General features: G+C 67.3%; 19 protein-coding genes. 8 read left to right on the plus strand and 11 right to left on the minus strand.

Going from position 1 to position 23060, the window contains the following annotated elements:
- The first annotated feature begins 11 nt into the window (after window positions 1-11).
- The 3 genes from ftsA (at window position 12) to lpxC (ending at window position 4076) form a co-directional block, all read left to right on the plus strand.
- Complete coding sequence (gene ftsA, locus ABQJ54_RS10600; RefSeq protein ID WP_367854429.1) at window positions 12-1247, plus strand: cell division protein FtsA; 1236 nt, start codon at window positions 12-14, stop codon at window positions 1245-1247.
- A 268-nt stretch (window positions 1248-1515) separates the two neighbouring features.
- Window positions 1516-2697: a cell division protein FtsZ gene (gene ftsZ, locus ABQJ54_RS10605; protein ID WP_367854258.1), complete on the plus strand. Its 1182-nt coding sequence runs from the start codon at window positions 1516-1518 to the stop codon at window positions 2695-2697.
- Between the two features lie 464 nt (window positions 2698-3161).
- Entirely contained in the window at window positions 3162-4076 is a 915-nt protein-coding gene (lpxC, locus tag ABQJ54_RS10610; protein ID WP_367845904.1) for a UDP-3-O-acyl-N-acetylglucosamine deacetylase, read from the plus strand.
- Between the two features lie 76 nt (window positions 4077-4152).
- Here the strand turns inward: lpxC and ABQJ54_RS10615 are convergent, their stop codons facing one another.
- On the minus strand, window positions 4153-4608 hold the full coding sequence (locus ABQJ54_RS10615; protein ID WP_367854259.1) for a DciA family protein: 456 nt from the start codon (window positions 4606-4608) through the stop codon (window positions 4153-4155).
- A gap of 202 nt (window positions 4609-4810) precedes the next feature.
- Between ABQJ54_RS10615 and secA the strand changes: the two genes are divergently transcribed.
- A complete protein-coding gene (secA, locus tag ABQJ54_RS10620; RefSeq protein ID WP_367854260.1) occupies window positions 4811-7534 on the plus strand; it encodes a preprotein translocase subunit SecA in 2724 nt (907 codons plus the stop codon).
- A 261-nt stretch (window positions 7535-7795) separates the two neighbouring features.
- Here secA and ABQJ54_RS10625 read toward each other — a convergent pair whose 3' ends face one another.
- From ABQJ54_RS10625 to ABQJ54_RS10650, 6 genes are all read right to left on the minus strand, one after another.
- Entirely contained in the window at window positions 7796-8647 is an 852-nt protein-coding gene (locus ABQJ54_RS10625; protein ID WP_367854261.1) for a symmetrical bis(5'-nucleosyl)-tetraphosphatase, read from the minus strand.
- Window positions 8647-9030: a Co2+/Mg2+ efflux facilitator ApaG/CorD gene (gene apaG, locus ABQJ54_RS10630; protein ID WP_367854262.1), complete on the minus strand. Its 384-nt coding sequence runs from the start codon at window positions 9028-9030 to the stop codon at window positions 8647-8649. Before apaG ends, ABQJ54_RS10625 begins: the two co-directional genes overlap by 1 nt.
- A gap of 62 nt (window positions 9031-9092) precedes the next feature.
- Entirely contained in the window at window positions 9093-9902 is an 810-nt protein-coding gene (rsmA, locus tag ABQJ54_RS10635; RefSeq protein WP_367854263.1) for a 16S rRNA (adenine(1518)-N(6)/adenine(1519)-N(6))-dimethyltransferase RsmA, read from the minus strand.
- A gap of 24 nt (window positions 9903-9926) precedes the next feature.
- A complete protein-coding gene (gene pdxA, locus ABQJ54_RS10640; RefSeq protein ID WP_367854264.1) occupies window positions 9927-10946 on the minus strand; it encodes a 4-hydroxythreonine-4-phosphate dehydrogenase PdxA in 1020 nt (339 codons plus the stop codon).
- Window positions 10947-10957: 11 nt separating this feature from the next.
- The gene (locus ABQJ54_RS10645) at window positions 10958-12322 is read right to left on the minus strand and encodes a peptidylprolyl isomerase (RefSeq protein WP_367854265.1); all 1365 of its coding nucleotides are present in this window, start codon (window positions 12320-12322) and stop codon (window positions 10958-10960) included.
- A gap of 31 nt (window positions 12323-12353) precedes the next feature.
- Window positions 12354-14798, minus strand: a complete 2445-nt coding sequence (locus ABQJ54_RS10650) for an LPS-assembly protein LptD (RefSeq protein WP_367854266.1) — start codon at window positions 14796-14798, stop codon at window positions 12354-12356.
- Between the two features lie 94 nt (window positions 14799-14892).
- Here ABQJ54_RS10650 and msrB point away from each other — a divergent pair, with 94 nt between their 5' ends.
- The gene (gene msrB, locus ABQJ54_RS10655; protein WP_367854267.1) at window positions 14893-15291 is read left to right on the plus strand and encodes a peptide-methionine (R)-S-oxide reductase MsrB; all 399 of its coding nucleotides are present in this window, start codon (window positions 14893-14895) and stop codon (window positions 15289-15291) included.
- Between the two features lie 52 nt (window positions 15292-15343).
- On the opposite strand, the gene ABQJ54_RS10660 is transcribed toward msrB, so the two are convergent.
- The 3 genes from ABQJ54_RS10660 to ABQJ54_RS10670 are packed head-to-tail and all read right to left on the minus strand — an operon-like array spanning window position 15344 to window position 17499.
- Window positions 15344-16264, minus strand: coding sequence for a histone deacetylase family protein (locus ABQJ54_RS10660; protein ID WP_367854430.1), 921 nt, complete (start codon window positions 16262-16264; stop codon window positions 15344-15346).
- Between the two features lie 54 nt (window positions 16265-16318).
- The gene (locus tag ABQJ54_RS10665) at window positions 16319-16891 is read right to left on the minus strand and encodes a cob(I)yrinic acid a,c-diamide adenosyltransferase (RefSeq protein WP_367854268.1); all 573 of its coding nucleotides are present in this window, start codon (window positions 16889-16891) and stop codon (window positions 16319-16321) included.
- An 8-nt stretch (window positions 16892-16899) separates the two neighbouring features.
- On the minus strand, window positions 16900-17499 hold the full coding sequence (locus ABQJ54_RS10670) for a hypothetical protein (RefSeq protein WP_367854269.1): 600 nt from the start codon (window positions 17497-17499) through the stop codon (window positions 16900-16902).
- A 98-nt stretch (window positions 17500-17597) separates the two neighbouring features.
- Between ABQJ54_RS10670 and ubiH the strand changes: the two genes are divergently transcribed.
- Genes ubiH through ABQJ54_RS10685 form a run of 3 tightly spaced genes read left to right on the plus strand, consistent with a single transcriptional unit; the run spans window position 17598 to window position 20863 of the window.
- Window positions 17598-18821, plus strand: a complete 1224-nt coding sequence (ubiH, locus tag ABQJ54_RS10675) for a 2-octaprenyl-6-methoxyphenyl hydroxylase (protein WP_367854270.1) — start codon at window positions 17598-17600, stop codon at window positions 18819-18821.
- Window positions 18818-20020: a UbiH/UbiF/VisC/COQ6 family ubiquinone biosynthesis hydroxylase gene (locus ABQJ54_RS10680; protein WP_367854271.1), complete on the plus strand. Its 1203-nt coding sequence runs from the start codon at window positions 18818-18820 to the stop codon at window positions 20018-20020. Before ubiH ends, ABQJ54_RS10680 begins: the two co-directional genes overlap by 4 nt.
- Before the next feature lie 48 nt (window positions 20021-20068).
- Complete coding sequence (locus ABQJ54_RS10685) at window positions 20069-20863, plus strand: dienelactone hydrolase family protein (RefSeq protein WP_367854272.1); 795 nt, start codon at window positions 20069-20071, stop codon at window positions 20861-20863.
- Window positions 20864-21377: 514 nt separating this feature from the next.
- On the opposite strand, the gene ABQJ54_RS10690 is transcribed toward ABQJ54_RS10685, so the two are convergent.
- A complete protein-coding gene (locus ABQJ54_RS10690) occupies window positions 21378-23039 on the minus strand; it encodes an APC family permease (protein ID WP_367854273.1) in 1662 nt (553 codons plus the stop codon).
- Window positions 23040-23060: the final 21 nt, after the last annotated feature.

The following is a 23060-nucleotide window of genomic DNA, read 5'->3' on the forward strand; positions in this document are numbered from 1 at the left end:
ACGCCATGCATATGAAGACGCGCAACGACAAGCAGCTGGTGGTCGGCCTCGACATCGGCACTTCCAAGGTGACCGCGATCGTGGGCGAGTACGAGCCGGGCGAGCCGATCACCGTGATCGGCATCGGTACCCATGTGTCGCGCGGCATGCGCAAGGGCATGGTGGTGGACATCGAATCCACCGTGCACTCGATCCAGCGCGCCGTGGAAGAGGCCGAGCTGATGGCCGGCTGCGACATCCGCTCGGTATGTGCCTCGATCTCCGGCAGCCACCTGGAAACCCGCAACTCGCACGGCAACGCGGCGATCCGCGACCGCGAGGTGACCCCCGGCGATCTGGAGCAGGTGCTGGAAGCGGCCAGCGCGGTGGCGATCCCGGCCGACCACAAGGTGCTCTACAAGGAGCCGCAGGAATACCGCATCGACGGCCAGGACGGCATCCGCGCACCGGTCGGCATGAGCGGCGTGCGGCTGGAGGCGAACGTGCACCTGGTCACCGGCGCGGCGGCGGCGGTGCAGAACATCACCAAGTCGATCCAGCGCTGCGGTCTGTCGGTGGACGAGCTGGTGCCATCGGCGCTGGCCAGTGCGAAGGCGGTGCTCACCGACGACGAGCGTGAACTGGGTGTGTGCCTGGTCGACATCGGCGCCGGCACCACCGACATCGCGATCTACACCCAGGGCTCGATCCGCTACACCGCCTCGCTGCCGATCGGCGGCGACCAGGTCACCGGCGACATCGCTTACGGCGTGCACACGCCGACCGCGCACGCCGAGGAGATCAAGATCAAGTATGCCTGCGCGCAGACCGGGCTGGCGCACGCCGAGGAAACCATTCAGGTGCCCAGCGTGGGCGACCGCCCGCCGCGCCGTCTGGCGCGGCAGGCGCTGGCGCAGAGCGTGCAGGCGCGCTACGAGGAAATCTTCGAGATGGTGCAGGACCGGTTGCGCAGCTCCGGCTACGACAGCCTGGTGGCGGCCGGCGTGGTGCTCACCGGTGGCGCCTCGAAGATGGAAGGCGCGCTGGAGCTGGCCGAGGAGATCTTCCACAAGATGGTGCGCCTCGGCGTGCCGCAGGAAATCAGCGGCCTGGGTGAAGTGATCAGCAGCCCGCTGCATTCCACCGGCGTGGGCCTGCTGTTGCACGGCTCGCGCCACAACGCCCCGGTACGGGGCGGCAGTCCGGCGCTAGGCAATGTCGGCGGCCTGCTCGGCAAATGGCGCAGCTGGCTCACGAAGAACTTCTAGCAGGGCGCCTTGCGAGATGCGAGACGCCCGGCAAACCCATGGATGGGGTTGCCCGTGATCAGGCATTCGAATGCCTGATCACGGGAGGCAGTCCGGACATGCGCCGGACTGGCCGACTCGGACGACTGCCAGGACGGCAGTCGCCCGGGCAACGGAATACGGCGGCGCAGGAGGCGCAGCCACGGGCGGCGGGATGTCCGCCCACCACCACGGAGCGACAGGAGTCGCCACCCGCGGTTACAACGACAACAACTCTGGAGGACGGGAAATGTTCGAGCTGATCGAGAAACTTGCACCAAACGCAATCATCAAGGTCGTCGGCGTGGGCGGCGGCGGCGGCAATGCCGTGGCGCACATGATCAACGCCAACATCGAAGGCGTGGAATTCATCGTCGCCAACACCGATGCGCAGGCGATGACCAGCTGCAACTCGCGTACCCATCTGCAGCTGGGCTCCAACGTCACCAAGGGCCTGGGCGCCGGCGCCAATCCCGAAGTGGGCCGCCAAGCCGCATTGGAGGACCGCGAGCGTATCGAGGCGATGCTGGAAGGCGCCGACATGGTGTTCATCACCGCCGGCATGGGCGGCGGCACCGGCACCGGCGCCGCGCCGGTGGTGGCCCAGCTGGCCAAGGAAAAGGGCATCCTCACCGTGGCGGTGGTCACCAAGCCGTTCCCGTTCGAGGGTCGGCGCCGCATGCAGGTGGCGATGAAGGGCATCGAGGACCTCAGCCAGCACGTCGATTCGCTGATCACCGTGCCGAACGAGAAGCTGCTCAGCGTGCTGGGCCGCGAAGTCACCCTGATCAACGCGTTCAAGGCCGCCAACAACGTCCTGCAGGGCGCGGTGCAGGGCATCGCCGACCTGATCACCGCACCGGGCCTGATCAACGTCGACTTCGCCGACGTGCGCACGGTGATGAGCGAGATGGGCCAGGCCATGATGGGCACCGGTACCGCCAGCGGCGACGATCGCGCCCAGGCCGCCGCCGAGGAGGCGATCAAGAACCCGCTGCTGGAAGACGTCAACCTCAACGGCGCCTGCGGCATCCTGGTCAACGTCACCGCCGGCCCCAACCTCACCATGCGCGAGTTCGACGAGATCGGCCGCATCGTCCACGACTTCGCCAGCGAGGACGCCACCGTGGTGATCGGCACCTCGCTCGATCCGGAGCTGAAGGACGAGGTACGCGTCACCGTGGTCGCTACTGGCCTCAACCGCGCGCCCGCCTCGCGGAACGTGCGCATGGTGGAACAGAAGCAGGTGGAGATGCGCCAGCGTCCGCGTCCGGTGGTGCTGCGTACCGGCACCGGCAACGAGGTGGTCGACTATGCGCAGCCCGAGGTGGCGATCAGCACCAATCCGCGCAGCGAGGCGCCGGCCAGGAGTCAGGACAATGGCCTGGAGTACCTGGACATTCCAGCCTTCTTGCGCCGCCAGGCCGACTGAGATGGCCTGCTGAAGTGGCTGGCGCCTGAATCGGGCGCACCATGCTTGTTAAGAGGAGTTGAACAAAACGCCTGTCGAACTGGTCATTGCAGAAACATGAAGGGTGGATTCGAGCCTGTTGCCGTGGCGAGGTGCCGCGGCTGTCAGCGAACGGCCGTTTGGCGCGTTCGAGCCTGGAATCCGCAAGACGATGCGTCAGGGATGGCGCATGATCCGCTGTATCAGGGTGAGAGCCCGGTTTGGCTGATCCGTTACCCCGGTGCCGGAATCCCGTCCCGGCCCGGGGTATCGTGTTGCCCCGCACGCTGGTCGCGCGGAAAGCATGTTTTTGGCGTGTGCCTTCCGGGATGAAGGTCGCATGAAGGTCCGACCAGACTGTACGGTACGGTTTGCTATTGCAGCTGGTTAAAACTGTGTTAGCATCCGACCCCTGATTGGCTGCTACTTGGCAGGTACCAACGACAATGATCAAGCAGCGCACGCTCAAGAACATCATCCGCGCCACCGGCGTGGGTCTGCACACCGGTGACAAGGTGTACATGACCCTGCGTCCCGCAGCTCCCAACACCGGCATCGTGTTCCGCCGCACGGATCTCAATCCGCCGGTGGATATCCGCGCGCGCCAGGACAACGTCGGCGACACCCGGCTTTCCACCACGCTGATGAACGGCGAGGTGCGCGTCGCCACGGTCGAGCACCTGCTGTCGGCGATGGCCGGCCTCGGTATCGACAATGCCTACGTGGACCTGTCGGCGCCGGAGGTTCCCATCATGGATGGCAGCGCCGGCCCGTTCGTGTTCCTGCTGCAATCGGCCGGCATCGAAGAACAGAACGTGGCCAAGCGCTTCATCCGGATCAAGAAGCCGGTGAAGGTGCAGGAAGGCGACAAGTGGGCCAGCTTCGAGCCGTTCGAGGGCTTCAAGGTCGGCTTCTCGATCGAGTTCAACCATCCGATCATTTCCAAGCGCACCTCGCGGGCGGAGATCGACTTCTCCACCACCTCGTTCGTGAAGGAAGTGAGCCGCGCGCGCACTTTCGGCTTCATGCGCGACATCGAGATGCTGCGCGAACACAACCTCGCGCTGGGTGGCTCGATGGACAACGCCGTGGTGCTGGACGACTACCGCGTGCTCAACGAGGATGGCCTGCGCTACGAGGATGAGTTCGTCAAGCACAAGATCCTCGATGCCATCGGCGACCTTTATCTCCTGGGCCACAGCCTGATCGGCGCCTACCATGCGCACAAGTCCGGCCACGAGCTCAACAACAAGCTGCTGCGTACCCTGATGGCCGATGCTTCGGCCTGGGAAGAAGTCAGCTACCAGGACGATCCGGCCACCTCGCCGATCTCCTACGCCCATCCCGCCCAGGCAATCTGATCGCACCGAGGCTTGGTGATACAGACAAGCGAAGGCCGTCGCATCCGTCGATGGGGCGGCCTTTTCGTTGCGCGGCTCAACGTGTGGGGTCGTCAGGCTTGGTCAGTGCGGCCAGTCGACCGAACAGCGCCTGCCATTCGGGGTCCGTAGCCGCCGCCGCAGCAGCGCGCAGATGGGCCGCAGCCGCGGGTGACAGTACGCGTACGCGTTCGGGTTCCACCTCGATCCGTGGCAGCGGGCTTACCTTGATCCCGACGCTCTCGGCGCGGATGTCGAGTCCGCGTGCGGTCGCGAGAATCTGTGCCTGCAGCAGGCGCAGGCGCGTGGCCCATGCGGGCGTGCTGGCGAGAAACAGCAGCCGCCCGCCGCGCAGGTTGGCGAAACGTACCTCGTCGCGCAGCGGCATCGGCAGGGTCTGGCGCAGCGCGCGATCCAGCGCGTCCAGCGCGGCAGCCCGGCTGGACAATGTGGCGAAGGACCCGCAGGCGCCGAGTGCTTGCGGGCCGCGGGAACGCGAGGCGGCGCGGGACATGGGCGGGCGGCTCCGGGGCGGGGCGATGCACCGATGATACCTGCCGCGGGCTGCGCCCGCCGCTCTTGAATCCGTGCTTCGCCGTCGCCATGCCGGAAAGCGCCGGGACCTTCGCCATGGGTGCCGTCCGGGCCCGTGTAGTAACATGCCCGTTTGGGTTGCGCCCAGGCGTGGCCTTCTGCCCCTGTCATCCGGAAGATCGATGCTCAATCGTGCCCTCACCAGCATTTTCGGCAGCCGCAACGAGCGTGTGCTGCGCCAGTTGTCGCGGATCGTGGTACGCATCAATGCGCTGGAACCCGAATTCGAGAAGCTGAGCGACGAGGCGTTGCGCGGCAAGACCGCGGAGTTCAAGCAGCGTGTCACCGGTGGCGAGTCGCTGGACAAGCTGCTGCCGGAGGCCTTCGCGGTGGTGCGCGAGGGCGCCAAGCGCGTACTGGGCATGCGCCACTACGACGTGCAGCTGATCGGCGGCATGGTGCTGCACCAGGGCAAGATCGCCGAGATGCGCACCGGCGAGGGCAAGACCCTGGTGGCCACGCTGCCGGTGTACCTCAACGCGCTGGAAGGCAAGGGCGTGCACGTGGTCACCGTGAACGACTATCTCGCCCGCCGCGACGCGGCGCAGATGGGCAAGCTGTATGGTTTCCTCGGCCTGACCACCGACGTGGTGTGGCCGGGCATGGACCACGCTGACAAGCACAAGGCCTATGCCGCCGACATCACCTACGGCACCAACAACGAGTTCGGCTTCGACTACCTGCGCGACAACATGGCGCTCAGCAAGGAACAGCGCTACCAGCGCGGCCTGCACTACGCCATCGTCGACGAAGTGGACTCGATCCTAATCGACGAGGCGCGCACCCCGCTGATCATCTCCGGGCCGGCCGAGGATTCGCCGCAGCTGTACATCGCGGTGAACAAGATCGTGCCGCGCATGATCCGCCAGCAGGAGGAAGAAGGCGCCGGCGACTACTGGGTCGACGAGAAGCAGAAGCAGGTGCACCTGTCCGAGGACGGCATGCAGCATGCCGACGAGCTGCTGCGCGAGACCGGCGTGATCAGCGAGGACAGCGGTCTCTACGACTCCAAGAACCTCGCCGTGGTGCATCACCTCAACGCCGCCCTGCGTGCCAACGCTATCTACCAGCGCGACGTGGACTACATCGTGCGCGACGGCGAGGTCATCATCGTCGACGAGTTCACCGGCCGCACCCTGCCGGGCCGGCGCTGGTCCGACGGCCTGCACCAGGCGGTGGAGGCGAAGGAAGGCGTGCCGATCCAACGCGAGAACCAGACGCTGGCCACGGTGACGTTCCAGAACCTGTTCCGCATGTACAAGAAGCTGTCCGGCATGACCGGCACGGCCGATACCGAGGCGTTCGAGTTCCAGAGCATCTATGGCCTGGAGGTGGTGGTGATCCCCACCCACAAGCCGATGATCCGCAAGGACAACGCCGACCTGGTGTTTCTCGGCCAGCAGGCCAAGTACAACTCGGTGATCGAGGACATCAAGGACTGCCACAAGCGCGGCCAGCCAGTGCTGGTGGGCACCACCTCGATCGAGGTGTCCGAGCTGCTGTCCGAACAGTTGCGCAAGGCCAAGGTCGCGCACGAAGTGCTGAACGCCAAACAGCACGAGCGCGAAGCGCACATCGTTGCCCAGGCCGGCGCGCCGGGACAGGTGACGATCGCCACCAACATGGCCGGTCGCGGCACCGACATCGTGCTCGGCGGCAGCCTGGAGGCGGCGCTGGCCGCGCTGCCGGCGGAGGCCAGCGAGGTCGACCGCGCCCGCGTCAAGGCCGACTGGAAGAAACTGCACGAGCAGGTGCTGGCCGCCGGTGGCCTGCACATCATCGGCACCGAGCGGCACGAGTCGCGCCGCATCGACAACCAGCTGCGCGGCCGTTCCGGCCGCCAGGGCGATCCGGGCTCCTCGCGCTTTTACCTGTCGCTGGAGGACAACCTGTTGCGCATCTTCGGCGGCGAGGGCCTGATCCGCTGGATGAAGCGCTTCGGCATGAAGGAAGACGACGCACTCGAAGACAAGATGATCAGCCGCCAGATCGAGAAGGCGCAGCGCAAGGTCGAACAGCACAACTTCGACATCCGCAAGCACCTGCTCGAATTCGACGACGTCGCCAACGACCAGCGCAAGGTGATCTACCGCCAGCGCGACGAGCTGCTGGAAGGCGAGGACGTTTCCGCCACCGTGGCCGACATCCGCAGCGACGTGGTCGAGAGCATCGTGCGCGACCACGTGCCGCTGGACAGCATCGACGAGCAGTGGGACATCCCGGGCCTCGACCGCGAGCTGGAAGGCAAGTTGGGCCTGGCGCTGGACCTGCCGCACTGGCTGGAGCAGCAGTCGGAAATCGATGCGGCGATGATCCTCGAACACGTGCGTGGGGGAGTGGACGAGCTGTTCCAGGCCAAGGAGGCGCAGATCGGCGCCGAGACCATACGCCAGCTCGAAAAGCACATCATGCTCACCGTGGTCGACAACGCATGGAAGGAGCACCTGGCGAACATGGACTACCTGCGCCAGGGCATCTACCTGGTGGGCTATGCCCAGCAGGATCCCAAGCAGGCGTTCAAGCGCGAGTCGTTCCGCCTGTTCTCCGACATGCTCGACCGCATCAAGTCCGAGGTGGTGCAGATGCTGGCGCGCATCCGCATCCGCAGCGAGGAGGAAGTCGCCGCGATGGAGGCCGAGCAGCGGCGCCTTGCCGAGCGCCTGCAGCGGCAGATGCTGGCCAGCGGCGGCGGCGCGCCCGATGCGGCGCTGGATGCCGATCCTGCCAGCGTGGCCGCTGGTGCCATGCACCTGCAGCAGCCCGACACGCCGCGCGTGGGCCGCAATGAACCCTGTCCCTGCGGCTCGGGCAAGAAGTACAAGCACTGCCACGGGCAGCTGAGCTGATGAAAAACCCCGCCGAGGCGGGGTTTTTCATGATGCATGCCTGCATGGGGTGTCTTGCGGGGGTGGGGGCTTCAGGTTTGTCCGGCGGAAACCAGAAGCCCGCGCTGTTTGTGTCAGGGAAAGCACTTCCTGTGCTTTCCCTGACTCGCCCCGGTTGGCCGGTGGCCAACCGGGGCTCTGCTGCGCGGCCGCCGCCGCGCAGCGTGTGATCCATCCATGGATCGGGGGACTGACAGGCCGCCGCAGGTGGCCTCGGCCTGGTCAGTCCCCGCCGCCAGGCGGCCGCTTGCGGTGCGGCTCGGCGTTCACGGCGATGTAGCGCGGCTCTTCGCTGTCCAGCTGCAGCGCGGTGAGCTGGCCACCCCATACGCAGCCCGTGTCGATCGCGTAGACGCCGAGGCCGGCGAAGCGGCCCAGTGCGGACCAGTGGCCGCAGACGATGCGCGTCTCGCGCCGGCGCATGCCAGGCACTTCGAACCAGGGATACAGCCCGGGCCGCTGGGTGCCGGGTTCGCCTTTGCCCTCGAAGTCGATGCGGCCGTTGACGTCGCAGTAGCGCATGCGGGTGAGCAGGTTGATCGTGGCGCGGTGGCGGTCCAGTCCCTGCAGGCGGCTCGACCAGCTGGCCGGGCGGTTGCCGAACAGGTTCCTGAGGATACGCGGGTGGCGCGGGCTGGAGAGCTCGCGCTCCACTTCCTGCGCGGCCTTCTGCGCTTGGCGCAGCGTCCACGAGGGGGCGAGGCCCGCGTGGACCATGGTCCAGCCGAGCGGCTCGTCGTGGTGCAGCAGCTTCTGCGAGCGCAGCCATTCGAACAGTACCGGTGCGTCCCCGGCGAACAGCACTTCGCGCAGCTCCGGATTCACCTTGGCCTGGGCCTCGGGTTTGCGCAGCGAGATCGCCAGCAGGCTGAGGTCGTGGTTGCCCAGGGTGATGACGCACTGTTCGCGCAGGCCGTGGATCAGCCGCAGCGTGTCCAGCGACTGGCCGCCGCGGTTCACCAGGTCGCCGCAGAACCACAGCCGGTCCGCCGCCGGGTCGAAGCGCAGCTTGTCCAGCAGACGCTGCAATTCCGGATAGCAGCCCTGCACGTCTCCGATTGCGTAGGTGGCCATCAGTGGAGCGTGCGTGGTATGGACAGGGTGAACGACGGGATCGGCGCCTCGAAGTGGGTGCCGTCGTCGGCCAGCATCTGGTAGCTGCCGCCCATGGTGCCCACCGGGGTCTCCAGCACCGCGCCGGAGGTGTATTCGTAGTCGTCGCCCGGGCGCATCCACGGCTGCTCGCCCACCACGCCGTCGCCACGCACTTCCTCCACCTTGCCGTTCGCGTCGGTGATCACCCAGTGCCGGGTCAATAGCTGTGCGGGCACGCTGCCTGCATTGCGCAGCGTGATGGTGTAGGCGAACACGTAGCGGTTGTCGCCGGGGCGGGACTGGTCTGGGACGAAACGGGTGCTGACCTGCACGTCGATCGTGTAGGGATTGTTTGCGCTCATGCGGCGATTGTAAGGCCAGTCGCCGATGAACGGTCGCCCACGCGGCGGCGGCGCGGATGGATTCAGCGCGCGGCCAGCCGCTTGGCCAGCCGCTTGGCCAGCCGCACGAAATCCTCCGGTGCCAGCGTCTCCGCGCGGACCCTGGGATCGACGTCGGCGCTGCGGATCGCGTCGGCATCGAGCAGCTGCCGCAGCGCGTTGCCCAGCGTCTTGCGGCGCTGGCCGAAGGCGGCCTTCACCACGGCGTGCAGCAACTCGGGGTCGGCGTCGTGGCGCTCGTGTGGCGCCAGAGGAATGAGCCGCACCACCGCGGAATCCACCTTGGGTGGCGGTCGGAATGCCTGCGGAGGCACCTCGAACAGCGGCACCACGCGGCAGGCCAGTTGCAGCATCACCGACAGCCGGCCGTACACCTTGCTGCCGGGTTCGGCGGCCATGCGCTCCACCACCTCCTTCTGCAGCATGAAGTGCATGTCCTCGATCGCCGCCGCGTATTCGACGCAGTGGAACAGGATGGGGCTGGAGATGTAGTAGGGCAGGTTGCCGGCGATGCGCAGGCGCGCCACGCCATGGCGGTGTGCCAATGCGGCGAAATCCACCTTGAGCACGTCGGCGTGGATCACCGCGAGTTCGCCCACGCCGGCTGCACGGTCCTTTAGCGCGGGGATCAGGTCGGTGTCCAGTTCGATGGCGGTGAGTGAACGCGCGACCGCCAGCAGGGGCATGGTGAGTGCTCCTTCGCCCGGGCCGATTTCCACCAGGAAATCGCCGGTGCGCGGCGCGATCGCGCGCACGATGTCGTCGATGTAGCGACGGTCGTGCAGGAAGTGCTGGCCGAAGCTTTTCTTGGGGCGGGCGGGGGCGTGGTTCATGGGATTTATCGCGAGGTTGGCCCCTCACCCCTTGCCCTCTCCCCGGAGGGGAGAGGGAGAGTAGGTGGCGCTGCGCGCAACGAGGCTCATGGCCATGTTCGCGGCGGCGATCAGGCTGGCGGGATCGGCGCGGCCGCTGCCGGCGAGATCCAGCGCAGTGCCGTGGTCGACCGAGGTGCGGATGAAAGGCAGGCCCAGGGTGAGATTGACGGTGCGGTCGAAGGCTTCGCTCTTGAGTACCGGCAAGGCCTGGTCGTGGTACATCGCCAGCACCGCGTCGTAGCGAGTGCGCTGCGCGGGCACGAAGGCGGTGTCGGCGGGCAGCGGACCGAGCAGTTGCATGCCTTCGGCGCGCAGGTCGTCCAGCAGCGGGATGATGGTGTCCAGTTCCTCACGGCCCAGGTGGCCGCCCTCGCCGGCGTGCGGGTTCAGCCCCAGCACGGCGATGCGCGGCGCGGCGATGCCGAACTTCGCGCGCAGTTCCGCATGCACGATGCGCAGCGTGCGCGCCAGCGTGGCGCGGGTGATCGCGGCGGGCACGGCGGCCAGCGGCAGGTGGGTGGTGGCCAGCGCCACGCGCAGTTCGGGGCTGGCCAGCATCATCACCACATCGGCGCGGGCACGCTCGGCGAAGAATTCGGTGTGGCCACTGAAGCGGATGCCGGCCTCGTTGATCGAGGCCTTCTGCAGCGGCGCGGTGACCACGGCGGCATAGCGGCCGGCCATGCAGCCGTCGGCGGCCTCGGCCAGGGTGGCGAGCACGTGCTGCGCGTTGCGCGGGTCGGGCTGGCCGGGGCGTTCGGTGGCACCCAGCGGCACATGGTGCACGCGCAGGCTGCCGGGGTCGCGCCGTTCGCATGGCGCCCCGTCATCGTCGATGACGGCAATGCGTAGATTGCAGCGCGCGGCGGCGCGCTCGAGCAGTGCGCGGTCGGTGATCGCCACCAGATCGGCCGCCAGTGGCGTGGCGGCCAGTCGCGCGACCAGTTCCGGGCCGACCCCGGCCGGCTCACCAGCAGTGACGGCGAGCCGTGGGAGCGCCATGCGGGAGGCTCTTAGGAGGCTTTCCCGGCGTCGGCCGGCGTATTGGTGTCGTCGCGCAGGGCGGGCACCAGCACGCTGATGTACGCGTTTGCGCGCAGGTCGCGCAGGAAGTCGTCGTAGGCCTGCTCGGCCTTGCGGTTGCCGATCGCCTGGCGCGCCTGGTCGCGTTCCATCTGGGTGGTGAGGTCGCTCTGGCGGGTGCCCAGCAACTGCAGGATGTCCCAGCCGTTGCCGGTCTGGAACGGCTGCGAGACCTGGTTCTCCTTCAGCTGGCCGAGCTGCTGCGCGATGGCGCCGCCCCAGGCCTGTTGCGCGAACCAGCCCATGTCGCCGCCGAGATTGGCCGTGGTGTCGTCCTTGGAGTTGTCCTTGGCCAGCTTGGCGAAGTCCGCATGCTTGTTGACGATCTGGTCGTACAGCTCCTGCGCCTTCTGCTGGGCCTGCTCAGGCGTCATCAGCTCGCTCGGCTTGAGCAGGATCTGCCGCGCGTGGTACTCGGTGACGATCTGCTTGGACGGCGCGCGCTGCCCGACCAGCTTGATGATGTGGAAGCCGGTGGGACCGCGCAGTGCGGGGCTGACGTCGCCGGGCTTCATGTTGGCCACGGTGTCGGCGAAGGCAGGCGGAATCTCGTCCATGCGGCGCCAGCCGAGGTCGCCGCCGTCCAGCGCATCGGGCGCATCGGAGTAGCGGATCGCCGCGGCGTTGAAATCCATGCCGCCCTTGATCGCGTTGATCGCCTGCTCGGCCTTGGTCGCGGCGGCCTGGATCGCGGCGGCATCGGCGCCACCCGGGATGCTGATCTGGATGTGCGCCAGATGCACTTCGCCGGCCTTGTAGCTGGGGCTGGCGAGCAGGTTGTCGATCTCGCTGTCGGTGACCGAAACCGAGTCGTGCACCACGCTCTGGTGAAGTTGCTGCACAGTGAGCTGATCGGCCAGCTGCTGGCGGAAGGAGGCGAAGTCCTGGCCGGTGCGCTCGACTTCGGTACGCAGCTGGTCGGGGCTCATCTTGTTCTGCTGGGCCACCTGGGCCACGGCCTGGTCGACGTCTGAATCGGAGACATGGACGCCCTGGTCATCGGCCTTCTGCAGCTGCAGCCGCATCAGGATCAGCCGGTCCAGCACCTGCTTCTGCAGCACGTCCAGCGGTGGCAGCTGGCCGGGCTGGCTGGCGTACTGCTGCTGGATCGAGCGCACCGCGTTGTCGAGCTCGCTTTGCAGGATCACGTCCTCGTTCACCACCGCCACGATGCGGTCCAGCGACTGAACCTGGCCAGCGGGCGCGGCATTGGTGCTGGCATTGGGCAGCAATTGGGCCTGTGCGGGGAATGCGAGCACAAGAACGGGCAGGAACAGGGCGAGAAGTCGCTTCATCAGGGAGTAGCCGAAAGATGGATACAGCGGATTATTGATAGCCGAGGATATCACGGCGCAGCAGGGGGTCGATCTGGCCGCCGGTGGATCCCATGCCCTTGAAGACGACTTCGAACATCACCGCGTTGTCGCGCAGGTTGGTCTGGCCGGGCGTCGTAATAGGCACGACGCCGTAGTAGCTTTGGTTCACGTAACTGCGGTCGATCAGGCGCAGGGTGACGCAACAACTGTCGTACTCCACGCCTGCCAGTGCTTCGATAGTGCCTTTCAGCGGATTGACCACACCCTTGATCGGTTCCGCATACGTCCATGCACCGATCAGACGCCAGCGCTCCGAGAGCGGATAGACCGCCGAAACGCTGTATTGTTCCATCAGGCCGTTGCGGTAGCGGTAGGCGAAGTTGATTACTCCGTCCAGGCCCAGCCGGCCTTGCACCTGGAACATGGCCATGTCGTTGTGGTCGGTGTTCGGGTTCCACTGGTAGGAACTGCTGAGCTTCCAGCGGTCGTTCAACTGCAGGTCCAACTGGGCCACATAGGCCGAGCCGGACCAATCGGTGGCCGGCGATACCGTGTTCGTGCCGTTCGGCATCTGCACCAGCTGCGGAGTGAAGTAGCGGATCTGGCCGAAACTCGCCGACAACTGCTCCACGCCACTGTTGTCGAGCAGGCGAGTGGTGATCGCGGCGGTGAGGTTGTTCGCGTTCATCTGGCGATCGGCGCCAGAGAACTGGTTGGTGGAGAACAGCTGCCAGTAGTCGAACGTCATCAGGCTGCTGTCGAACAACGGTATGTTGTCCTGGTTGCGGTAGGGCACGTACAGGTAGTAAAGCCTCGGTTCCAGTGTCTGCGTGTAGTCGTTGCCGAACAGCGAGATGTTGCGGTCGAACACCAGTCCGCTGTCCACGCTCACGATGGGCAGCGAGCGGCTGGGCGATTGCTGGGTGAATGGCGACGGGGTGCCGCTGCCGAGCAGGCCGTAGTAACCGTAGTTCTGGTAGCCGCTGCTGAGCTGGTAGTCGGTGTAACGCCATTCCACGCGGGGACGCACGAACCAGCTCGGCGCACCGAAATCGGCTTCGATCCATGGCTGGATATCCTCGCGGCTGCCCTCCACGAAGCCCGGCTTGCGGAACGCCACGAACTGGTTGGTCATGCCAAATTCCAGCCAGCGGTTCAACGGCAGGTTCACGTTGAAATTGACGAATGGCAATTGTCGATAGGGCATCCAGGCGTCGGTGAGGAACGGGTCCATGTTCTGGTAGGCGTAACCACCCACCGAGGCGTTCCACCACTTGCCGCCGCCGGCGATCTGGGCAGAGGATCCAAGCAGGTACACCGGCGGACCTCCCAGCTCGTTGCCGAAGTCGTACAGGAAGTTGTTGTCCGAGCTGCGGTCGATCGTGGTGGAGAAGTTCCAGCTCCCCCAGAGGTGGGTGGTGTCGGTGAAATGGACCTTGTAGCGCCGCGTGCCGGCGGTGTTGGCGGTGGTGTCGGGATCGGTGGCACCATGGTCTTGCGGCATGTACTGCACGTCCAGCAGGCCGCTGCTGCCCGGCACCATGTAGCGGAACTCGCCGTCCAGCAGGACGCCGCGTGCGCTGTAGATGCGCGGGTCCAGCGTGGCGTCGTAGTTCGGCGCCAGGTTCAGGTAGAACGGCGTGCTGAGCATGTAGCCCGAGCGGCTGCTGTGGCCGAACGTCGGTTCCAGGAAGCCGGTCATGCGCCGGTTGTCCACCGGGAAACTGAACCAGGGCAGGTAGAGCAGGGACACGTTGCCGATGCGGAAGGTGGCGTTGCGCGCCACGCCGCGGCCGGTGTCCTCGTTGATGGTGATCGACTTGCCACGGAACTCCCACAGGTGGTGGCCCAGGTCGCAGGTGGAGTAGGTGGCCTGGGTGTAGCGCCTGTGGTCGGCGTCAAACATCTGCGCCTGCTTGGCTACGCCGTTGCCGCGCGAGCTCAGCATCTGGTAGCGGACGTTGTCGGCGATGCCGGTGCTGGCGTCGTCGTTGCCGCGCACATGCGTGGCGGCCATCAGCTGCGCGTAGTCCTGGGAGCGCACGTTGCCGCGTGCGTCGTAGTCGGTGGTGTCGTCGTTGTAGTCAACCGTGTCCGCCTGCAGCCGTTGATCGGCCCGGTCCATGCGCACGTCGCCGGAGAGGTGGTAGACGGTCTGGTTGGAACTGTCCACGTGCTTTGCCCACACGTAGGTGTTGCTGGTGTCGCGCAAGCTGCTGTCGCGGCTCAGCGTGGGGTCGTAGAACGCCAGCATCGCGTTGGGTCGGCACATGGCGTAGTTGTATGGCCGGGGCGGGCACACGAAGGTGCCCAGCGGGCAGACCTGCTCGCTGCCGTCCAGCGAGGTCTTGCGATGCTGTCCGGTGCTGCCGGCCACAGCGTCGACCGGGCCGCCGACCAGGGCAAGGGCGGCGGCAACCGCCAGCAGGCGTCGGGAAGGGAGCGTGCGCGTCACTATGGAAATCCGGCGGCCGTGAGGCTCGTAAAGCTAGCAGAAAGACTCCAGATCAGGCAGACGCAAGAGCCACAATACGTAAGAGGATCCAGTCATGAACGAACCCGGCATGGTCAGGAGCGAAGCGGAGTGGCGTGCCGGGCTCAGCCCCGAGCAGTACGCGGTGTGCCGCTGCTCGGTCACCGAGCCACCGTTCAGCGGCAAGTGGTACCACCATCATGCCGCCGGTACCTATGTCTGCGCGGCCTGCCGCAGCGTGCTGTTCGGCTCGGACAGCAAGTACGATTCCGGCTTCGGCTGGCCCAGCTTCTGGCAGCCGCTGATTCCTGCCGCGGCGGCCAGCCGCGACGATGACAGCCACGGCATGCGCCGCATCGAGGTGCGCTGCGCGCATTGCGACTCGCACCTGGGTCACGTATTCCCCGATGGTCCCAAGCCCACCGGGCTGCGCTACTGCATCAATTCACTGGCGCTGGATTTCGTGCCGGCGTAGGAGCGGCTTCAGCCGCGACCAGTGTTGCGGAAGGTCGCGGCTGAAGCCGCTCCTACTCCATCAATGCCTCGACGTGCGCTGCCGCGCTGGACGCCAGCGCAGCGAGGTCGTAGCCGCCCTCCAGCGTGGACACCACCCGGCCGGCCGCGTGCTGGTTGGCCACCTCGACCAGCCTGGCAGTGATCCAGGCATAGTCCTCGCTGCCCAGGCACAGGTCGGCCAGGGGATCGTTCTGGTGGGCATCGAAGCCGGCCGAGACTAGCAGCAGCTGCGGCCTGAAGGCGCGGATGCGCGGCAGCAGGTCGCCTTCCCACAGTTCGCGAAACAGGTAGGGGCCGTCGCCGGCCGAAAGCGGCCGGTTGAAGATGTTGCCCGCACCGCGGTCGTCCGGGCTGCCGGTACCCGGATACAGGGGCATCTGGTGGCTGGAGGCGAACAGCACGCGCGGTTCGCGCCAGAAGATGTCCTGGGTGCCGTTGCCGTGGTGCACGTCGAAGTCGGCGATCGCCACGCGCTTCAGGCCATGCGCCGCCAGCGCATGCGCCGCGGCCACCGCCACGTTGTTGAACAGGCAGAAACCCATGGCCTGTTCACGCGTGGCGTGATGGCCGGGCGGCCGCACTGCGCAGAAGGCGCGGCGCACATGGCCGTCGCCGAGCACCGCATCCACCGCCGCCGCCACGGCACCGGCGGCGCGCAGCGCGGCCTCGGCGGAGCCGGGCGACAGCACGGTGTCCTCGTCCAGCCGCCGCATCTCGCCGACCGGCACGGCGGCAAGCATGTTTTCGACATGGGCGACGGTGTGCACGCGCAGCAGTTGCTCGCGACTGGCGCGCGGCGCTTCCACACGGTCCAGCGTGGCGTAGCGGTCATGGTCCAGCGCGCGCAGCACGGCGGCGAGGCGTGCCGCCGATTCGGGATGGCCGGGGCCGTTGTCGTGCCGAAGACAGGCCGGATGGGTGTACAGCCGCAGCATGGGATGCCCTGATCAGTTCAGCGCAGGCATCATGATGCCCGGAAGGCGGCTTCAGCCGGCGGCGGGCTTGCGCCGCCGCTCGTGCTGCCAGAGCACCTCGCCGTGGCCGCCGGCGCGCGCCAGCACGCGGCACAGCACGAACAGCAGGTCGGAGAGGCGGTTGAGGTAGCGCTGCGTCTGCGGCCGCACCTCGGGCTCCGCATGGCGCAGCGTGATGACCTCGCGCTCGGCGCGGCGGCACACGGTGCGCGCCAGATGGCAGCAGGACGCCGCCATGCCGCCGCCGGGCAGGATGAAATCCTTCAGCGGCGGCAGCGGTTCGTTGAAGGTGTCCAGCACGTCTTCCAGCCGGGTGACATCGGCGTCCTCGATCATCGCCATGCCGGGGATGCACAGCTCGCCGCCCAGGTCGAACAGCTCGTGCTGCACCTGGGTCAGCGCTTCGCGCACCGCTTCGTCCACGCCCGCGCAGGCCAGCACCATGCCGATCGCGCTGTTGAGCTCGTCCACGGTGCCGTAGGCGGCTACGCGCGGCGAGTCCTTCGGCACGCGCGAGCCGTCACCGAGGCCGGTCGAGCCGTCATCCCCAGTGCGGGTGTAGATCTTGGAGAGGCGGTTGCCCACGTCCAGGTTCAGTGCTGGGTCTGGCCGCCGCGCTGCGAGGCGCGCGACAGCTGGGTCGCCAGCGCGTGCAGCACCGCACCCAGCGCCACATAGGCGGCGGTGCCGGTCAGGAACGGCAGGTACCAGTCGCCGAGGTTGGCGAACCACGCGGCGAAGCTGCGCGGTGCCGGCACACTGGCGCTGATCCAGTAGAAGCTGCCGTTGGAGATCAGGTAGCACAGGCCTTCGGCGACCAGCAGCGCGGCGACCGCGAGGCCCAGCGTGGCGAGGCTCAGGCCCTGCTGGCGCTTCGCCAGCCAGCTGCCGCCCAGCCACAGCACGCCGTAGGACGGCAGCAGGAACCAGTAGGCGGGCGACACGCAGTAATGGCTCCAGAAGTCGATGCCCTGGCCGGTGATCACCAGGTAATCCATCAGCACCGCCTCGGCCATCAGCAGCGGAAAGGCCCAGCGACCCTGGCCACGCAGCCAGAAGCCGGCGAGGAAGAACACGCCCCACGAGGCATCCCACAGCGCGTGGTGCAGCAGCGAGGGATGAATGCGGGTGACGCCCATCACCAGGGCCAGACCCAGGAAGATGGCCAGGCGTCGGGTCGTTGTCGTTGCCATGTGTGCTCCGTACGGTTCAGCTGGATTCAGACGCCCAGTTTAGCCCAACGTGACGGGCCCGATGCGTCGACGTCACGCTGGCGCGTATCATCCGGCGCATGAATTCCCCTGCACCCCCTGCCCATGCCGGCGTGCTGATCGTCGGCGGCGGCCTGGTCGGCGCCAGTCTTGCCATCGCGCTGGACGCCGCCGGCATCGCCGCCACCCTGGTCGAGGCCGCCGCACCGCGTATCGACGCCCAGCCCAGCTACGACGAGCGCAACCTCGCGCTGGCCCGCGCCACCGTCAACGGCCTGACCGCGATCGGCGTGTGGCCGCATGCGGCCGCGCAGGCCACGCCGATCCGGCATATCCACGTCAGCCGCGCCGGCGAATTCGGCAGCACACGCATCGATGCGGCGAAGCATGGCGTCGACGCGCTGGGCTGGACCCTGCCCGCGCGCGAGCTGGGCGCGGCCTTGCTGCGTCGGCTGGACGCCTGCACCCGGCTGACCCGCTTCGCACCCGCGAGGCTCGAGTCGCTGGAAGCCCTGGCCGATGGCTGGCGCGCCCGTATCCACACCGCCGAGGGCGAGCGAGTGGTGGAAGCCGCGCTGGTGGTGGGTGCGGACGGCACCGAGTCCTTCGTGCGCGGCCAGCTCGGCATCGGTGCCGAGCGCCACGACTACGAACAGACCCTGTTCGTCGCCACGGTGACGCCGGAACGCGGACACGCTGGCCGCGCCTGGGAGCGCTTCTCCGATCAGGGCCCGGTGGCCTTGCTTCCGCTGGCCGAGCGTCGCTGCGGGCTGGTGCTCACCGTGCCCGCGGAAGAGGCCGACGAAGTCGCCGCGCTGGACGATGCCGGCTTCGTCGCGCTGGCGCAGCAGCGTTTCGGCTGGCGGCTGGGCCGTCTTTCGCGGCCCGGCAAGCGCCATCCCTACGCCATCCATCGCGTAGCCGCGCAACGGCTCGCCGGCCCGCGTGCGGTGCTGGTGGGCAACGCGGCGCAGACCGTGCACCCGATCGGCGCGCAGGGCTTCAACCTTGGCCTGCGCGACGCGTTGACGCTCGCCGAACTGGTAGCTGTCGCGGAGGATCCAGGTGCGACCGAATTGTTGGAACGCTACGCCGCGCGCCGCGCCCCCGATCGCGAAGGCACCATGACGATGAGCCACAGCCTGGTGCGCCTCGCCTGTCTCGAACAACCGATGCTTGCACCGCTGCGCTCGCTGGCCTTGCTCGCCCACGACCGCCTGTCGCCGCTGCAACGCAAGCTGGCACGGCACGGCATGGGCTTCCGTGGCGAACCGCCACGCGCAGTGCTGGAGCGCCTGCCATGAGCGGTTCGCGCCACGCGCTGCGCCGCGGCCCCGCGCTGGACGTCGCCGTGGTCGGCGGCGGCATGGTGGGCGCGGCGGCGGCACTGGCGCTGGCCCGGGCCGGCTTCGCCACCGCCTTGCTGGAGGCACGCGCGCCGCAACCATGGCATGCCGTCGACGAGGTGGACCTGCGCGTGGTGGGGTTGGCGCCTTCGTCTGTCGCCTTGCTGCATGACTTGGGTGTCTGGACGTCCATACGGGAATCGCGTTCCGGCCCCTACGCGCACATGCATGTGTGGGATGGCGAAAACGGCGCAGCCCTCGATTTCGATGCCGTCGACGAGGGGCGCGATCTGCTCGGCCATATCGTCGAGAACAATCTGGTGCAGTGGGCGCTGTGGCAGGCGCTGGAAGCTGCCGGCGTGCGCCGGCTTTGTCCGGCTGAAGTGCGCGGGCTGGATGTGCGGGAGGATCGCGTGACACTGGACCTGGCCGATGGCGAAAGCCTGTCCGCGCGCCTCGTGGTGGCCGCCGACGGTGCGGCCTCGCCACTGCGCGCAATGGCCGGCATCGCTGTCCATGGCCGCGACTACGCGCAGCGCGCAGTGGTGGCGCACGTGGTTACCGAGCGGCCGCACGAGCGGACGGCGTGGCAGCGTTTCCTGCCTGATGGCCCATTGGCGTTGCTGCCGCTGGCCGATGGCCGCAGCTCCATCGTCTGGTCGCTGCCCGAGGCCGAAGCGCAGCGCGTGCTGGCGCTGGACGACGCGGCCTTCATGCGTGAGCTTGGCACCGCCAGCGATTTCCGGCTGGGGCGCATCGTGTCCACCACGAAGCGTGCCGCCTTCCCGCTCAGGCTGCAGCTGGCCGAAACCTACCAGGCCGAACGCCTCGTGCTGCTGGGCGATGCCGCGCATGCGGTGCATCCCCTGGCCGGGCAAGGTGTGAACCTTGGATTGCGCGACGTGACCGAGTTGCGCGACGTGCTGGTCGCCGCGCGCGATGCAGGCCGCGATTTTGCCGCCGCCCATGTGCTGCGCCGCTACGCGCGCCGTCGTCGCAGCGCCGACACGCTGGACGCACGCGGTTTCGATGCGCTGGCACGCATCTACGCCTGGCAGGCGCCACCACTGGTCGCAGCGCGCGGCCTCGGCGTGCGCTTGCTCGACAAGCTCGCGCCACTCAAGCGGCGCCTCGCGGAGCACGCATCCGGGCTTTGAATCTCGTTCCCCTGCCAGGCAGGGGAGCATCCATCGGGAGGGTCAGTCATGCGCATCGTTCGATTCTGCAGTGCCGTGTTGCTTTCGGCGTTCGCCTTCGCCGCCCAGGCGAAGATGGTGCATCGTCCGGTCGAATGGACGCTGGGCGGCACGCGCTTCCACAGCGTGCTGGTGTACGACGACGCGAGCAGCGCGAAGCGCCCGGGCCTGGTGATGGTGCCGAACTGGTTCGGCGTGAACGACGAGGCGATCAAGAAGGCCGAGATGATCGCGGGCAAGGACTACGTGATCCTGCTTACCGACATGTACGGCGCCAACGTGCGTCCGCAGCTGGACAACGCCGACCAGGCACAGGCGGCCGTCAAGCCGCTGTACGCAAGCCGTGCGTTGATGCGGTCACGCATCAACGCAGCGTTGGCACAGCTCAAGGCGCAGGCGAAGGATGCGCCGATCGACACCGCGAGACTCGCCGCGATCGGCTTCTGCTTTGGCGGCGCGGCGGTGCTCGACCTCGCCCGCAGTGGTGCGGATGTCGCGGCCGTGGTGTCCTTCCATGGCGACCTGTCCACTGACGATGCATCGATGGCGAAGCACATCAAGGCCCGCGTGCTGGCGATGAACGGCGCCGACGACACGTGGACGATGAAGGATGCCGACAAGTTCATGGATGAGATGCGCCAGAGCCCGGCCGACTGGCAATTCGTGGTGCTGGGCCACGCGGTGCATTGCTTCACCGAGGTGGGTGAGAACTCGCCGGGCTGCAAGTACGACGCAAAGGTGGCCGCACGCTCCTACGCGTTGATGCATGCGTGGTTGCGGGAGGCGTTTGCGGGACGCGATTGATCGCGCACGATTTCCCCTCTCCCACTTGCGGACGCGGGGAAGGGCCATGGATGGCCCTGCTTTGAGGAGCGAGGAAGAGGGGTAGGGGTACAGGGTTCTTTGCTCTTCACTCGTGAGTTTCAAAGCGATTTCGCACCGCTGTCGCGGCGCGAGTTACTTCTCCTTTGCTTGTCCAAAGGAGAGGTAACCAAGAGGAAACGACACCCCGGTTGGCGCTTGCCGTCCATCCATGGACGGCAAGTCCGTGAGTCGGGTCCGGGCTTTTCGAGCGGGCTCCTGCCCGCGCGAAAAGGCGAGCCCATCCATGGGCTCGCCCGCTACGCGGCCTATTCGTCCCCCCTCACCGCCGCCCAGGGGCCCCGGAAGAGAGCAGGCGCGCATCGTGCGCGCCAGAAGCAACAGCAGATCGCCGCGCATTGCGCGGCGATCTTTTCGAGAAGTGGCGTATTGACAGGCGCTCGAAACTGTCTTGGAGCAGTGTGGTCAAGCGGGCTGACCGTGTTGCCGCGAGGGCTCAGCGTCCGCTGACGCGCTCCGCCGCAAACTCATCCGGCGGCACCACCGGTGCATCCGGACGTGCGTGGGCCTCCAGCTCGGCCGCTTCCACCGACGGCGTGCGCCAGCCCGACTTCACGCCCCATAGGTAGAACACGAAGCCGATCACCGCGACCACCACCAGATCCCAGCCGTAGGGCAGGTAGCCCTTGCCGCCGAAGGTGGTGCTGCCGGCCCAGGAGACGAGGGCGATCGAGGGCAGGTAGGCGACCAGCCACCAGGCGCCTTTCATCTGGCGGCCGAAGTCGTGCCAGCCGGACTTGGCCTGGTAGTAGAAGTAGATCGGCAGCGCGACGACCATCAGCAGGATGATCTCGCCGGTCAGCGGCCACTTGGCCCAGTACAGCAGCTCGGTGGACATCACGAAGGCGATGCCGGCGACCACCGGCAGGCCGGCGAGGCGCAGCGGGCGGTGCAGGCCGGGCGCGGTGCGGCGCAGCGTCATCACGCTGACCGGGCCGGTGAGGTAGGAGATGATCGTGGCCACCGAGATCACCGCGGCCAGCGTGCCCCAGCCGCGGAAGAAGAACAGGAACAGGAAGGACACCGCGAGGTTCACCCACATCGCCGGGCGCGGCACGCCCCACTTCGGGTGGACGTGGCCGAGGATCTTCGGCAGCGTGCCGTTGCGCTCCATGCCGTAGAGCATGCGCGCGGTGGTGGCGGTATAGGTCATGCCGGTACCGCTGGGGCTGATCACCGCGTCGACGAACAGCAGCGTGGCCAGCCATTGCAGGCCGAGGATGATCGCGAGGTCGGCGAACGGCGAGCTGAAGTTGATGCCGTGCCAGCCCACGTTGGCCAGCATCTCGCGTGGCACCGCGCCGATGAAGGACACCTGCAGCAGCACGTAGATCGCCGTGGCCAGCACGATCGAGCAGACGATCGCGAACGGGATGCTCTTGCCGGGGTTGTGCGCCTCGCCGGCGAGGTTCACCGGGCTCTGGAAGCCGTTGAAGCTGAACACGATGCCGGCGATCGCCACCGCCGTGAGCACCGACGCGAAGTCGATCGCATGCACCTCGCCGTGGATGCCGACGCTGAAGTTCTCGGGATGGAAGCCGCTGGCGATCAGCAGCACCGCGGTGAGCGCGGGGATCACCAGCTTGAACAGCGTGATCGCGGTGTTCGAGCGCGCGAACAGCTTCACGCTCCAGAAGTTCAGCAGGAAGTACGCGATCACCAGCGCGGCGGCGATGGCGAGGCCGGCCGCGCTCAGCTCGCCGTGGCCGCCTGGCGCCTGGTGGTAGAGGTCCTTCGCCCACGCCCATTTCCACGAGGACATGTACTGCGCCGAGGCTTCCGCTTCCACCGAGATCACCGAGACGATCGCGATCCAGTTGGCCCATGCCGCGATGAAGCCCACCAGCGAACCGTGCGAGTAGTGCCCGTAGCGCACCATGCCGCCGGATTCGGGGAACATCGCACCCAGTTCCGCATAGGTCAGCGCGATGAACAGGATGATCACCGCGCCGATCACCCAGGCCCAGATCGCGCCGGGACCGGCGATCTGCGCCGAGCGCCAGGCGCCGAACAGCCAGCCGGAACCGATGATCGAGCCCAGGCCGGTAAGCATCAGGGCGAACGGGCCGACGTCGCGGCGGATCGGAGATTGAGACATGCAGGTCCCCAGGTCAGTAGA

It is taken from the genome of Rhodanobacter lycopersici (assembly GCF_040812335.1).
Lineage (GTDB): Bacteria > Pseudomonadota > Gammaproteobacteria > Xanthomonadales > Rhodanobacteraceae > Rhodanobacter_A > Rhodanobacter_A lycopersici.